Genomic DNA, 15,078 nt, shown 5'->3' with positions numbered 1-15,078 from the left:
TTATAATCATAAGTTTATCAGGGCGTCACTCTTTTAGGATTAAGTGATGCTTTTACTGCCTGTTTTTTAACGACATTAATAGTTATAGTTATACTGAAAAACACTAATTTTGTCTATATAAAGCGGGGTTATATGAATGTTTTCAAAACAAAAACTAACAATTTTTTCAAGCTAAAAAATCAATATAGCATTGCTGACGATTGTTAATTTAATATAGCCTTATTTATAGACGTAAGCTCATCTGAGTGACGATAGAAGTCCCCTTTAGTCATATCTAAATACTTCAACCAAAGTTCCCTGTATTGCGTTGAGAGCCCTAATTGTTGATACTGCATAATAGACCACTTTTCACTTGGCTTATAAGCAATACCTCCTTGTTGACAACTTTCACTTTTATGCCAACCTTCTGGTGCAGGTTCACCATGTGTAATATATAAATTTGGTGCTACAAACCCACTTCGTGCGCACAACCATGCTTGTTTTGATATAGGCAAAGTATACTCATCCTCAAAACGGTTAAAGTGCATAAGTTCGTGTAAAAATATACTGTAGTTTGCCTGTGAGTTAATAAGCATTTTGCCTTTACTGACATTTGCAGTGCCATGCTTTGGCATCATTACTAAAAAATCATAATTGCTAAAAAGCTCATTTTTAAATCTAGAGGCCTGCCAATCACATTGCGCAGCATTATTGATATTGCTTTTACAATTGAGCGCAGTCGCAACATACACGGGCTTTGAAAAACAAAATATATTTTCGCGTGGCTCTGGCTGCCGATTGTATGTAGTTATAAAGTCACCTAATTTATATAAACCATTTCGGTGATCGCTCATTACAATTACATTAAACATACAGTGCTTTTTAGGCTCATCAATATCCTCTAAAAAAGAAAAGCCCAAATTTTGTATAAATTCACGCGGTATATTATTTTCCGCTATAGATAAATGCAACCTGAGGTGATTAAAAACATCCCCTTCTGGTAACTGCTTTATATCGGCTAAAAGCTTTAAATCATCCCAACGTGATTGAGCTAATAACTGAACAGCTAACTCTTTACGCTCAATTGCATTTAATTTATTTATACCTGCCAACCAAAATTGTTTAGCCGTATCACTGTCGTTATTATTTAAAAGTCTTATTGAATAAGCATATTGTGCAGAGGGAATGTGATTTCTAGCCAATATAGCTAGGGAGGTATCTGGTAGTTGCGGTAAATGAACCGCAAAATAATTAGGGAAGCGTCTATAGACTTTTAACACACTGGCCTTTGTGTTCAAAACATGCCAAAAGCCAATCGCGTCAAGGTGATTACCAGAGCCTGTTATTAAAAGGCTACACAGTAATACACCTGCCAATTTTAATGCCTTAACTTGCGTCGTCACCAGCCATTAACTCAAGTTCTAAACGTGCATATTTATACTCAATAAACTCATGTACATTAGTTGCTAGAGCTAATCTAAAATAATCAGCGGCTAAGTATTTATCACCAGCAGCCTGATGCAATTTAGCTAAGTAAAAATAAGCTTCACATAAACGCTGAGCATATTCTTGTTCCGACTTAACACCCTCACTAATGCCAGATAAAAAAGCATGCTCGCTCATATCACCTGCAAAAAGCGAAATTAGTTGAAACGCCCATTGTGAATCGTCAAGTGCTGTTGCATTGGTTTTAAGTTCAACAAGAGCTTGCTCCTTATTTACCTTAGCATCAGCTAAATAAACCCATAATACACGATAAGGGTCATTTGGAGAGCGAGCTAAAAATGCACTAAAATCGGTTTTAGCAATACCAGACCTATCACCATAATAAAGTGCAATACCTCGATTTAAATAAGCATATTCATGATCTTCATCAAGCTCAAGAGCCGAATCGAAAAATTCATAGGCTTTTTCATATTGTTGCATTAGCGTATGTTGAATACCCAAAAAATTATATACTTCAGCTAAATCAGGCTTAAGTTTTACAGCGCGGTTAAAATCAATACGCGAAAGCGTAGTCATGCCTAAGCTATCAAATAACACACCACGGTCATAATATAACTTCGCTTGTTGATCAGGGCTTAAATCTGCTCTATTCAATAACTCTGAGTAGCGTGCAATAGCAATTTCACTTCTAAAGTCAGAGGCTAAAGGTGCAGTAAATGGCACATTAACAATCGGGGTTGGTTCTGATTCTGTTGTAGTTTGGCAAGCGCTTAAAGACAAAATAGCGAAAGATGCCAAAGCTAAATGTTTGAGTATCATTAAAATCCTTAATACCAAGATAGGTAGCAATATGACAGACGATGTTTCAATAGGTTCATAGCAATTGATGAACTATTATTGCTCTAGATAAACTGCTCAGTAATTAGGTAAAATTATGTTGTGAGTTTGTCACTTTTAAATTTGAACACTATTTATGAGTAATTTAGCTTCCTTGAATAATCTTTGTTTAAATTTAATTAGCCTCATTAAAGCATAAAAAAAGGGGCTAAACAGCCCCTCTTTTATATTATCCAGTAAATATCTGGATGAAGTATTAGCAATTACGCGTCAGTTGGCGCGTCAGCTGCAGGTGCTGCTGATTCCATTGCTTCTTTAATACTTAGACGTACACGGCCTTGGCGATCTACTTCTAGTACTTTAACTTTAACTTCTTGACCTTCAGAAAGGTGATCAGCCACGTTATTAACGCGCTCAGTACTAATTTGAGAAATATGTACTAGACCATCTTTACCAGGAAGAATGTTTACAAACGCACCGAAGTCTACGATACGTACAACTTTACCTTCGTAGATAGTACCTACTTCAAGTTCAGCTGTTAATTGCTCAATACGGCTAATCGCATTAGCTGCACTTTCGCCATCAGTAGCGGCAATTTTAATTGTACCGTCGTCACCGATTTCAATCGTTGTGCCAGTTTCTTCAGTAAGCTGACGAATAGTTGCGCCACCTTTACCAATAACTTCAGCGATTTTCTTCTGTGGGATTTTCATTGTGTATATGCGAGGAGCAAACATTGATAGCTCTTCAGAAGGAGCAGAAATCGCTTCATCCATCACTTCTAAGATATGTAAACGTGCAGCTTTTGCTTGTTTAAGCGCAATTTGCATGATTTCTTGAGTGATACCTTCGATTTTGATATCCATTTGAAGTGCAGTAATACCCGCAGCAGTACCGGCAACTTTAAAGTCCATGTCACCTAAGTGATCTTCATCACCTAAAATGTCAGAAAGAACAACGAATTTATCGTCTTCTTTAACTAGACCCATCGCAATACCGGCAACAGATGCTTTAATTGGTACACCCGCGTTCATAAGTGCTAGAGAAGTACCACAAACAGACGCCATTGAAGAAGAACCGTTTGATTCAGTAATTTCAGATACTACACGGATTGAGTAAGGGAACTCAGTAAGTGTAGGCATTACAGCTGAAATACCACGCTTAGCAAGGTTACCATGGCCGATTTCACGACGCTTAGGAGAACCAACAAAACCAGTTTCACCAACACAGAATGGAGGGAAGTTATAGTTAAGCATAAAGTGGTTTTTATGAGTACCCGTTAAATCGTCGATTAACTGTGAATCACGTTCTGTACCAAGTGTCGCTGTTACTAACGCCTGAGTTTCGCCACGAGTAAAGATAGCAGAACCGTGAGTACGCGGTAATACGCCAGTCATTACGTCTAGTGCACGAATCATATCTGGTTCACGACCATCGATACGTTTTTCGCCAGCAGCGATACGGCCACGAACGATTTTCTTCTCAAGTGAACCGAAGATTTTGCCAATTTCTTGCTTGTCTAAAGACTCGCCTTCAGCAAGTTCAGCTGTTAATACTGCAACAACTTCATCTTTAGCTTCACCAAGTGCTTCTTTACGCGCTACTTTATCAGTGATTAAGTAAGCTGCGCCTACTTTATCAGCAGCAATAGTTGCTACTTTATCTTCAAGTGCAACATTTTTCTCAGGTGCAGTCCAATCCCAAGTAGGCTTGCCTGCTTGCGCTTTAAATTCTTCGATTGCAGTGATGATCGCTTGAGATTGCTCATGACCGTATACAACAGCACCAAGCATTACGTCTTCAGCAAGTACGTTAGCTTCTGACTCAACCATAAGTACCGCTTTATCAGTACCGGCTACCACTAAATCAAGTTGGCTTTCTTCAAGCTCTTTTAATGTAGGGTTAAGTACGTATTCGCCGTTGATGTAACCAACGCGAGCTGCACCAATTGGGCCACTGAACGGGATACCAGAGATAGCAAGTGCTGCTGAAGTACCAATCATCGCAACCATATCTGGTTGGATTTCAGGGTTAACAGAAACAACAGTTGCAATAACTTGTACTTCGTTTACAAAACCGCTTGGGAAAAGTGGACGAATTGGACGGTCAATAAGACGTGCAATAAGTGTTTCGCCATCGTTAGGACGACCTTCACGCTTTAAGAAACCACCTGGGATACGACCAGCAGCGTACATACGCTCTTGGTAGTTTACCGTTAATGGGAAAAAGTCTTGACCTGGTTGTGCTTCACGCTTGCCTACAACAGTTACTAAAACTGAAGTATCGCCAATGCTTACTAGTACTGCGCCGTCGGCTTGACGAGCGATTGCACCAGTTTCTAGTGTCACTGTGTGTTGACCTAGTTGAAATTCTTTAATAATTGCTTGCACTTAAAATATTCCTTAAATGTATTCTAATAAGTTGTCATCAAAGTACCAATTACAGTACATAATTGTATTCAGTTGGAAATCAATTAAGTACTACAATTGGCAATGATGTGGATAAGCGTAGATAAACCTTTTTATCTACGCGCATAGTATATACCAAAGCTACTTCAAAATGCGAGTCTAGGGTGTGTTGTTCTTTGCGGATTGAAATTTGTTCAATCTAACTACTCGATTTCAGCTGGGCTTATTTAGCGGTTAAATACAATAGCTCTTGGTAAGCTATGAAATGGGGGTTTTATATTGCAATTCAATAGGTTTAAGAATTTTCTTAATTTAAAAACACAAATTTCAGGCACAAAAAAAGGAGCTAAAAAGCTCCTTTTTCTATAATCTAGTTCTTAGCGACGTAGGCCAAGTTCTTTGATTAGTGCAGTATAACTAGTGATATCTTTACCTTTAAGGTAATCAAGTAGTTTACGGCGAGTGCTTACTTTACGAAGCAGACCACGACGTGAGTGGAAGTCATGCTTGTGATCAGCAAAGTGACCTTGAAGCTTGTTGATATCATAAGTAAGTAATGCTACTTGTACTTCTGATGAACCTGTATCGCCTTCTGCACGTGCAAATTTAGCAATGATATCGATTTTTTCTTGATTGCTTAGTGACATAGTAACTCCAAAAATTAAATTTAAAAGGTGTCTTAGCCGATCACTAATTCAGCCAAAACGATTAAGCGGGCGTATTCTACCAACTGTGGGAATAACTACAAGTTAATTATCCCCATCTACAACTAATAAGCCACTACTGGGCACATTAGTTGCTTATTCAGGCTTTACGTAATCATCTTGCTGGCTAGCAAGACCACGTTTAACCTTTAAATGTCCATTTGAGTTGCGCTCACCAGTACCAATAAATATATTATCCGCAACAACTTTAATTGCACCATCAGGTAAAGCGATTGGTAATTCTACAGCTTGCCCGTGACTAAAAACTCCCCCTTGTTCTTTTGTGATTTCAACAACGGGTAAATCAGTTAAAGCAGTGTCTATAGGTAATAACAACGAGTCTAAATAAGTTGAAGGCGCAAGCTCTTCTTCTTTCGCTTTAGCAAGTAATGCTTCAATTTCATCAAGCGATACCATTTTATCTGCCGGATACTGACCAACAGCGGTTCTGTGGAGCATAATAACGTGTGCACCGCAGCCTAGGTTTTCGCCTAAATCGTCAACGATTGTACGAATGTACGTCCCTTTAGATACATGAGCCGTCATTTGTAATACGTTGTTTTGTTCATCAAATTCGTCAAACGATAAGCTAAACACGTTTATTTTTCTGCATTTGCGAGGTACTTCAATACCTTCGCGAGCGTACTTATATAACGGTCTACCTTGATACTTAAGTGCCGAGTACATTGACGGATATTGATCAGACTCACCAACAAAAGCAGCAATTTCTTTTGTTAGCTGTTCACGCGTTACGTTCACATCTTTAGTGCTAACAATTTCGCCATCAGAATCTGATGTTGTTGTACGCTCACCCAGTTGTGCACGAACGATATAGGTTTTATCTGTATCGAGTAAAAACTGCGTAAACTTAGTCGCTTCACCAAAACAAATTGGCAGCATACCTGTAGCAAGTGGATCTAAAGCACCTGTGTGCCCAGCTTTTTGCGCAAAATAAACACCTTTTGCTTGCTGCAGAGCTTTATTTGATGAAATGCCTTGCGGTTTGTTTAACAACAAAATACCGTCAACTGCACGGCCTTTACTGCGCTTTGCCATCTGTATCAGTGCCTTCTTCGCTATCTGTATCGTCTACGTGCTCAGTACTTTCTTCGCTATCTAAAACTTCATCAGCATCAACACTTTCTACGTCTTCATCAACATGCTTTGCGTTATCTTCGCGGATAATAGAATCCACTAAATTAGAAATACGCATACCTTCCATTAATGAGTTATCAACAACAAACTTTAACTCAGGCATTATACGTGCACGAATACGCTTACCAAGTAACGAGCGAATATAACCCGTTGCTTCATTTAGTACTTTTGCGCTTTGCTTTGCTGCATCTTCATCTTGTGTGTTAAACACAGTAATGAAAATTTTGGCATAAGATAAATCGCGCGATACTTCTACCGCTGACACTGTCACCATACCTAAGCGTGGATCTTTAATTTCGCGTTGTAAAATTACAGCAATTTCTTTTTGGATTTGCTGTGCAACACGATCAGTGCGAGAAAATTCTCTCATTATACTTGTCCTAAAATAATAACTTATTGAAATTAAATAATAAGTTAACTAAATAATGGATATGCAAATGGGGGCTAAGCCCCCATTTAAAATCTTAGCGTAGAGCGTGTAGAACGCCCGGGCGTTAACCTTAAGCGTTCAATACACCCTAGTAACAATTATAGAGTACGTTGTACTTCAACTGTTTCAAATACTTCGATTTGGTCACCAACACGTACGTCATTGTAGTTCTTAACGCCGATACCACATTCCATGCCGTTACGAACATCAGCAACATCGTCTTTAAAGCGACGAAGTGACTCAAGCTCACCTTCATAGATAACCACGTTTTCACGTAGTACACGGATTGGAGCGCTACGTTTGATAACACCTTCAGTAACCATACAACCAGCAATTGCGCCAATTTTTGGAGACTTAAATACGTCACGAACTTGAGCAAGACCAATGATTTCTTGTTTAAACTCTGGCGCTAGCATACCTGACATGGCTTGCTTAACTTCTTCGATTAAGGCATAAATTACGCTGTAATAACGAAGGTCTAAGTTTTCAGTATCAATCACTTTACGAGCAGAAGCATCAGCACGAACGTTAAAGCCAACTACAATTGCGTTAGACGCTGCAGCTAGAGTTGCATCGGTCTCAGTAATACCACCAACACCTGAACCAACAATCTTCACTTTTACTTCATCAGTAGAAAGCTTAGTTAGTGAATCAGAGATTGCTTCGATAGAACCTTGAACGTCTGCTTTAAGTACCACGTTAACTTCAGAAACATCGCCTTCAGTCATGTTAGTAAACATGTTTTCAAGCTTAGCTTTTTGCTGACGTGCTAGCTTAACATCGCGGAACTTACCTTGACGGTATAAAGCAACTTCACGCGCTTTACGCTCATCTTTAACAACAGTCGCTTCGTCGCCCGCAGCTGGAATACCAGAAAGACCTAAAATCTCAACTGGAATAGATGGACCAGCAGATTTAATGTCTTTACCGTTTTCATCGCGCATTGCACGAACACGGCCATACTCAAGACCACATAATACAATGTCACCTTGGTTAAGCGTACCAGATTGAACAAGTACTGATGCTACTGGACCACGGCCTTTATCAAGACGAGATTCAATAACAACACCTGCAGCCATACCTTCAGTAGGTGCAGTTAATTCTAAAAGCTCAGATTGCATAAGCACAGCTTCAAGAAGGTCGTCAATACCTAAACCAGTTTTAGCTGAGATATGAACATACTGCGTATCGCCGCCCCACTCTTCTGGAATAACGTCAAGTACAGCTAGTTCGTTTTTAACGCGATCTGGATCTGCGCCTTCTTTATCCATTTTGTTTACAGCAATGATTAAAGGAACGCCAGCTGCACGTGCGTGCTGTACCGCTTCTTTAGTCTGTGGCATAACGCCATCATCTGCTGCAACCACTAGGATTACGATATCTGTCGCTTTAGCACCACGAGCACGCATTGATGTAAATGCAGCATGTCCTGGTGTATCTAGGAACGTGATCATATTGCCGTTTACATCAACATGGTATGCACCAATATGCTGTGTAATACCACCGGCTTCGCCTGAAGCAACTTTTGCAGAGCGAATATAATCAAGAGTCGATGTTTTACCGTGGTCAACGTGACCCATAACAGTTACTACTGGAGCACGTGGCTCTGACTTACCATCTTCATGGCGGTCATTAAGTACTGTTTGCTCTAATTCGTTTTCTTTAACAATGATAACCTTGTGACCCATTTCTTCTGCAACTAATTGTGCAGCTTCTTGGTCAATCACTTGGTTAATGGTAACCATGTCACCCATTTTCATCATTGTTTTTACAACTTCAGCGCCTTTAACAGCCATGCGTGATGCAAGCTCAGCTACTGTAATTGTTTCGCTAATACGCACTTCGTTTTTAACATCAACAGTTGGTTTTTGGAAACCATGCTGCAGCGATGCTGGTGCTTTTAACTTAGACTTGTTACGGCCTCTTGACGCTGCAAATTTATCTTTTGCTGGCGCTTTTTTCTTTTTCTTAGCACGGCGTGTACCTTGCTCATCACGAGCATCGGCAACATCTTCTGCTTCACGTGCGTAAGTAGAAGTCGTAAGATGGTGATCCGCTGTTTCTTCGCGTTTCTTACGCTCTTCTTCTTCTTTCTTCCAGCGTGCCGAGTTTTCTTCAGCTAGCTTTCTTGCTTCTTCTGCTTGACGTTTCGCTTCTTCTTCAGCTTTCTTCAATGCGGCCTCTTCTGCTTCTTTTTGCAGACGCTCAGCTTCTATGCGATCTTTCTCAGACTTAGCACTTTGCTCTGGGGTCATCTGCTTTTGTTTCGCTTTACGCTCTGCATCTGCTTTGCGTTTAGCTTCTTCTTTGGCTTTACGGTCAGCGTCTTCTTTCGCTTTGCGCTCTGCCTCTTGTTTCGCTTTTAATTCTGCGGCTTCTTGCTCAGCTTTTTGCTGCTCTTCAAGACGTACTTTTTCTTCAGCGGCTAGGCGTGCTTGCTCTTGCTCTTGTTCCATTGCGCTTTTTTTCACGTACGTACGTGTTTTGCGAACTTCAACTTGAACAGCTTTAGCTTTACCCGTAGAGCCAGTCACACTTAATGTGCTTTTGCTCTTACGTTGTAAAGTCATACGCGCTGGACCATCTGAACCTGTACCGCCATGATGCTTGCTTAAATGATCAAGTAACGTTGCTTTTTCAGCTTCTGTTACATTATCAGTTGCTTGCTTAGTGATACCTGCTTGTGAAAACTGCTGTAGCAATTTATCAACAGTTGTACCTATATCGCCGGCTAGTTTTTCAACATTTACTTCTGCCATAGTGTGTAATACCTCCGTTAATAAATTACTCGTCTGCAAACCAACAAATGTTTCGTGCAGCCATAATTAGTTCACCCGCTTTTTCAGATGAAAGTTCTGTAATATCAACTAATTCGTCAATACCTTGCTCTGCCAAGTCTTCAAGTGTAACAACACCCTTGCTTGCCATAACAAATGCTAAGTGACGCTCTAAGCCTTCAAGCGCAAGTAAGTCTTCAGCCGGCTCTGCGCCTTCTAAGCTTTCTTCCGTTTTAAGTGCTTTAGTTGTTAATGCATCTTTTGCACGTGAGCGCAGCAGATCAACTGTTTCTTCGTCTAAGCCATCAATTTCTAAAAATTCAGATGCTGGTACGTACGCTACTTCTTCAAGTGTCGAGAAACCTTCATTTATAAGTAATGATGCAAACTCATCATCAATTTCTAAATTTTCAGTGAATAAGTTAAGCAACTTATCTGATTCAGCTTCATTTTTAGTACGCATGTCTTCAACAGTCATTACGTTTAGTTCCCAACCTGTTAGTTGGCTTGCTAAACGAACATTTTGACCATTACGACCAATCGCTTGTGCTAGGTTATCTGCATCAACTGCAATATCCATTGAGTGAGTGTCTTCATCCATTACGATTGAAGCAACTTCTGCAGGTGACATTGCATTAATAACAAACTGCGCTGGATTATCGTCATAAAGAACGATATCAACACGCTCGCCGCCAAGTTCTGACGATACAGCCTGAACACGTGCGCCACGCATACCGACACATGCACCAATTGGGTCAATGCGTTTGTCGTTAGATTTAACTGCAATTTTAGCGCGAGAACCTGGATCACGCGCAGCTGCACGTAACTCAATCATTTCTTCGCCAATTTCTGGCACCTCAATGCGGAATAGCTCCATTAGCATTTCAGGCTTAGAACGCGTTACAAATAATTGTGCGCCGCGAGCTTCAGGCTTAACTTCGTATAAAAGGCCACGGATACGGTCACCCGGGCGGAAGTTTTCACGTGGAAGCATATCATCACGGTAGATAACAGCTTCAGCGTTATTGCCTAAATCAAGAACGATAGAATCACGTGTTGCTTTTTTAACAACACCGGTTACTAACTCACCAACTTGATCTTTGTATGCATCGACTACTAAAGCACGCTCAGCTTCACGTACTTTTTGTACGATTACTTGCTTAGCCATTTGCGTAGTTATACGGTCAAATTTAATTGAATCTATTTGCTCTTCAACGTAATCGCCCATCTGCAAATCAGGTTCTTCAACCTGCGCAGCTTCTAACGTAATTTCGCTGTATGGGTTCTCTAAAGAACCATCTTCTAATACTGCTGCAATCTGCCAACGACGGAACGTATCGTAATCGCCGGTCTTACGGTCAATTGCTACACGTACTTCAATTTCGCCATCATGCTTTTTCTTTGTCGCTGTCGCTAATGCGAACTCTAAAGCTTCAAAAATCTTTTCTTTTGGAACCGCTTTCTCATTGGAAACGGCTTCAGCAACCAATAATATCTCTTTTGCCATGGGTAATGCCTCGCTTGCCCTATTCCTTCGCACTCGAATTTAAAACTTAGCGATTAAATTCGCACGTTCGATGTTACTAAGCATGATTAGATGCTCTGCACCATCACTAGATAGTGTGATCATATCGCTGCTAACTGCTACTAAGTCGCCCTTAAAATTACGGCGACCATCCTGTGGAAGTTTGGTACGCACGCGTACTTCCTCTCCTTGCGCCTGCTCGTAATGATCTTGTTTGAATAATAGACGATCAACACCAGGAGACGATACTTCCAAATCATATTCATTTGTAATTGGGTCTTCGACGTCTAAAATCGCACTAATTTGGCGACTTGCATCCGCACAGTTATCAACTGAGATCCCATCCTCATGAGCAATATACACTCTTAAGGTAGAATGGCGACCCGCTTGTACAAACTCAAGACCATGTAATTCAAAGCCTAACATTTCTACCGCTGGCGATAACATGGTTACTAAATCTTGTTCAAGTTTTGTCACGAAAATCCTCCATACAAACAAAAAAAGGGCTTATAGCCCTAAAATACTGAGTTTAAGTTTTGATTTGATGACAAAAGCCATAAATCGAAAGGTGCAGATACAACAACGCCCCGAACCAAGCGGGGCGTCACACCAATAAAGCATAAAACTGTGTGGCCGAGGGCCGAGCTTGGTTGCGAGTCAGTAACTGACCAAATTAAACTACATTAGCCTAAACGCAAAACGCGCATTACTTAGAATGCGCGATATAAATTAATAAGCTTACACTTATTAGTAGAATTGGTTGCGGGAGCCGGATTTGAACCGACGACCTTCGGGTTATGAGCCCGACGAGCTACCAGACTGCTCCATCCCGCGCCAATAGATATTAAATCTTAATTTAATATCGCTGTTAGCGGTTATACAACACACTAAACAATGGCGGCTATTATAAGGATGTGCGGGATAATTAGCAACCATAATAACTAATAAGTTTATAAAATTTGCAATTCGTCAAGTTGTTAATTTAATGTATTACAAATTAACATTTGTTGTAATAACCTTTAGGGCCTCATTATCTTGCGAGCCTAAATTTAAAGCACCCGTTTAGCTTCTACACAAGGCTGTGTCGATCATGTGTGGTTATTCCTCACAAATAAGCGATAGCACAGCATAAATGCCAAACATACGCTGTCCTCAGGTAAAACAGATTTAATCCTCAAAGATCAATAACCCCAATCGTAGCATTGAAGTAAATATTAAACAGCCATCCCAATGAATAGATAATCAATCTCATTAACAAAAACAAAATAAATAAAATCAGTGACTTATTAATTAAACCCTCTATTTAAGCCAATAAACCCGTGCGGTTTCAACTTCTCTAGCTATAATAAAAGCAACGAAAGCAATAACAATCACAATCACACTTAATGCAAAGAGGCATTTAATGAACACAAACCAATCAGTATTATTAAAAAGCCTACAGATTGTTAAGCCGAATTTCCATGCTTTTACAGCACGCTTTCATCGTAAATTAGCAGAATCAGGTATTGTAATGAATTACCCAACTGCAAATCAATTCAACGAAAAAAGTTATACGTTTTACTGCGTGCTAGAGCGCATAATTAAACATTTAGATAATCCATCTTCTGTCACTCCTTTTTTAACACATTATTTAGAACACCTAAATAAACGTAATATTCAGCAAACTGATATTAAAATATTGTGTGATATTTTTTACGCTACTTTAGAAGCTCATCTTGGTCAGCATTTTTGCTTACAAAGCCAAACCGCATGGCAAGAATTTCTAACCTTTTTTGAAAACTGCACTAACAGTTCACTTTTCAATATAAGTAACGTTATTTCACTTCAACAACGAATAAGCAAAACAAAAAATAATACCAATTAGAACCTGTATTTATTGATCATTCTTTTATAACAAATGCGCTTATATATAAGTAGGTATTGAAATACATATAAGCTAAGCATAACAACACTCAAGTTTATAATGAGCCGGTTAAGCTTCATTAAGTAGTAAAAAAACAGCCCCTTATAAAACCAGCAAAGCTCAATACCTTTTTAGAATTAGCTCATCGAGCATTAAAAACACCAGCTATTGTAAAACTCCACGCATAATTAAGCGGTACTACAACACCTTTAAAAGATCGTTTTACGACACTTTGGCGTACTAAACATATTTGGTTCTAAGTATGAAACACTATAAAACACTCAGGCTTATTTTGGGCGACCAACTAAACCCATCGCATTCTTGGTTTAAACAAAAAGATAATGAGACCCTTTATATTATTGCTGAACTTGCACAAGAAACTCATTATGTTAAACACCATATCCAAAAATTATGTGCTTTTTTCCATGCTATGGAAAACTTTGCTTCAGCGTTAAGCCAGGCTGGTTTTAATGTATTGCATTTAACCTTAGATGAGACTTGTAACGACAACAATTTACCCGATTTGCTTAACCGTATTGCAAAACAATACCAATGCTCGGTAATAGAGTATCAATACCCTGATGAATTTAGACTTCACTCGCAATTAGAACAATTTAAAAAAACGCATATGCTAAGTGTGAGGGCTGTGGATAGCGAACATTTTTTGTTCCCCTTTTCACAAATTAAAAAACGCTTTGTAAAAAATAAACATGTAACGATGGAGCATTTTTATCGCGATATGCGCAAGCAGTTTGATATTTTAATGGACTCCGGTAAGCCTGAAGGAGGTAAATGGAATTTTGATAGTAACAACAGAAATAAATTTTCTAAGAACGACATACACGACATCCCCTCTCCAAAGCTATTTACTAATGATGTAAAGTCAATTATATCTCGCTTAAACAAACATAAAGTCGCTTATTTTGGCAGTATAGATAATCAACTCACTTGGCCAACAACGCGAAAGCAAGCAATTAGTAGCCTTGATTACTTTTGTGAATATTTGCTCGTTAATTTTGGCAAATTTCAAGATGCTATGACTGACCAGAGTAAGCATAATACTAGCCTTTACCATAGCCGTTTATCATTTGCTTTAAATACAAAAATACTACACCCGCTTTATGTAATTAAACGCGTAATTACTGAATATAAACAAAGACCCAGCGAAATATCCATTTCACAAGTCGAAGGTTTTATAAGGCAAATACTGGGTTGGAGAGAATACGTACGCGCCATCTATTGGGTTAACATGCCCGACTACGCAACTAAAAATCAACTACAAGCCAATAATAAGATGCCATCCTATTTTTGGACTGGCTCTACTAAAATGAATTGTTTAAGCCACGCACTTACACAAAGTTTAGAAACCTCATACGCGCATCATATTCAGCGCTTAATGGTTATTGGAAACTTTTGTATGCTCACGGGAATTAATCCTGATGACGTAGATAATTGGTATTTAGGTGTCTATATAGATGCAATAGAGTGGGTAGAAATGCCTAATACTCGAGGAATGAGCCAATTTGCCGATGATGGCATTATTGCTACAAAACCCTACGCAGCAAGCGGAAACTATATTAATAAAATGAGCGATTATTGCAAGCGTTGCCAATACGATGTTAAACAAAAAGTGGGAGAAAAAGCATGCCCCCTTAATAGTCTGTACTGGAACTTTATGCACACCCACCGCAGTAAATTAGAGAAAAACCCGCGTATAGGAATGGTTTATAAAAACTGGGACCGACAAACCGAAGAGCAAAAAACAGTGCTATTAAAACAAGCTGCTGCGCATTTAATTGATTTAGAAAGTTTGTGATATATAAAACAGGTAAAATTGTTAATTAAATGTTTAATTCTTCTGTCATTGTAATGTAATAGCGCTATCTTTTAATAGCGTTAATTTTTAAATATAGC

The 15,078-nt window shown here is 39.2% G+C and carries 11 protein-coding genes and 1 tRNA gene; 2 read left to right on the top strand and 10 right to left on the bottom strand.

Annotated features, from left to right (window positions below; all coding sequences use genetic code 11):
* Window positions 1-203: 203 nt before the first annotated feature.
* The 10 genes from DO88_RS07505 to DO88_RS07550 form a co-directional block, all read right to left on the bottom strand.
* A complete protein-coding gene (locus DO88_RS07505) occupies window positions 204-1,355 on the bottom strand; it encodes a hypothetical protein (RefSeq protein WP_033039733.1) in 1,152 nt (383 codons plus the stop codon).
* Window positions 1,356-1,365: 10 nt separating this feature from the next.
* Window positions 1,366-2,244 (bottom strand): lipoprotein NlpI, encoded by an 879-nt coding sequence (gene nlpI / locus DO88_RS07510; protein WP_007378499.1) that lies wholly within the window; start codon window positions 2,242-2,244, stop codon window positions 1,366-1,368.
* A 281-nt stretch (window positions 2,245-2,525) separates the two neighbouring features.
* On the bottom strand, window positions 2,526-4,652 hold the full coding sequence (gene pnp / locus DO88_RS07515) for a polyribonucleotide nucleotidyltransferase (protein WP_008134625.1): 2,127 nt from the start codon (window positions 4,650-4,652) through the stop codon (window positions 2,526-2,528).
* Between the two features lie 395 nt (window positions 4,653-5,047).
* Window positions 5,048-5,317 (bottom strand): 30S ribosomal protein S15, encoded by a 270-nt coding sequence (rpsO, locus tag DO88_RS07520; RefSeq protein ID WP_002958490.1) that lies wholly within the window; start codon window positions 5,315-5,317, stop codon window positions 5,048-5,050.
* A 153-nt stretch (window positions 5,318-5,470) separates the two neighbouring features.
* A complete protein-coding gene (gene truB, locus DO88_RS07525) occupies window positions 5,471-6,430 on the bottom strand; it encodes a tRNA pseudouridine(55) synthase TruB (RefSeq protein ID WP_007378501.1) in 960 nt (319 codons plus the stop codon).
* The gene (gene rbfA / locus DO88_RS07530; RefSeq protein WP_007378502.1) at window positions 6,414-6,899 is read right to left on the bottom strand and encodes a 30S ribosome-binding factor RbfA; all 486 of its coding nucleotides are present in this window, start codon (window positions 6,897-6,899) and stop codon (window positions 6,414-6,416) included. The genes truB and rbfA overlap by 17 nt, the downstream gene beginning before the upstream one ends.
* A 158-nt stretch (window positions 6,900-7,057) precedes the next feature.
* Window positions 7,058-9,718, bottom strand: coding sequence for a translation initiation factor IF-2 (gene infB / locus DO88_RS07535; RefSeq protein WP_007378503.1), 2,661 nt, complete (start codon window positions 9,716-9,718; stop codon window positions 7,058-7,060).
* A 25-nt stretch (window positions 9,719-9,743) separates the two neighbouring features.
* Window positions 9,744-11,243 (bottom strand): transcription termination factor NusA, encoded by a 1,500-nt coding sequence (nusA, locus tag DO88_RS07540; RefSeq protein WP_007378504.1) that lies wholly within the window; start codon window positions 11,241-11,243, stop codon window positions 9,744-9,746.
* A gap of 39 nt (window positions 11,244-11,282) precedes the next feature.
* Complete coding sequence (gene rimP, locus DO88_RS07545) at window positions 11,283-11,738, bottom strand: ribosome maturation factor RimP (protein WP_007378505.1); 456 nt, start codon at window positions 11,736-11,738, stop codon at window positions 11,283-11,285.
* Between the two features lie 280 nt (window positions 11,739-12,018).
* Window positions 12,019-12,095 (bottom strand) — tRNA-Met (locus tag DO88_RS07550).
* A 568-nt stretch (window positions 12,096-12,663) separates the two neighbouring features.
* On the opposite strand from DO88_RS07550, the gene DO88_RS07555 reads away from it, so the two are divergent.
* Window positions 12,664-13,125 (top strand): globin, encoded by a 462-nt coding sequence (locus tag DO88_RS07555; RefSeq protein WP_007378506.1) that lies wholly within the window; start codon window positions 12,664-12,666, stop codon window positions 13,123-13,125.
* Window positions 13,126-13,426: 301 nt separating this feature from the next.
* On the top strand, window positions 13,427-14,980 hold the full coding sequence (locus DO88_RS07560; protein WP_033039732.1) for a cryptochrome/photolyase family protein: 1,554 nt from the start codon (window positions 13,427-13,429) through the stop codon (window positions 14,978-14,980).
* Window positions 14,981-15,078: the final 98 nt, after the last annotated feature.

This window comes from Pseudoalteromonas sp. S3431, assembly GCF_000690035.1.
Lineage (GTDB): Bacteria > Pseudomonadota > Gammaproteobacteria > Enterobacterales > Alteromonadaceae > Pseudoalteromonas > Pseudoalteromonas fuliginea.
The sequence above is the reverse complement of the archived record's forward strand: the minus strand, read 5'-3'. Positions and strand labels throughout refer to the sequence as shown.

Coding starts and splice junctions, on each gene's coding strand:
- DO88_RS07560 (WP_033039732.1), top strand. CDS start 13,427: ATGAAACACTATAAAACACTCAGGCTTATTTTGGGCGACCAACTAAAC.
- DO88_RS07555 (WP_007378506.1), top strand. CDS start 12,664: ATGAACACAAACCAATCAGTATTATTAAAAAGCCTACAGATTGTTAAG.
- nusA (WP_007378504.1), bottom strand. CDS start 11,243: ATGGCAAAAGAGATATTATTGGTTGCTGAAGCCGTTTCCAATGAGAAA.
- nlpI (WP_007378499.1), bottom strand. CDS start 2,244: ATGATACTCAAACATTTAGCTTTGGCATCTTTCGCTATTTTGTCTTTA.
- rbfA (WP_007378502.1), bottom strand. CDS start 6,899: ATGAGAGAATTTTCTCGCACTGATCGTGTTGCACAGCAAATCCAAAAA.
- rpsO (WP_002958490.1), bottom strand. CDS start 5,317: ATGTCACTAAGCAATCAAGAAAAAATCGATATCATTGCTAAATTTGCA.
- infB (WP_007378503.1), bottom strand. CDS start 9,718: ATGGCAGAAGTAAATGTTGAAAAACTAGCCGGCGATATAGGTACAACT.
- truB (WP_007378501.1), bottom strand. CDS start 6,430: ATGGCAAAGCGCAGTAAAGGCCGTGCAGTTGACGGTATTTTGTTGTTA.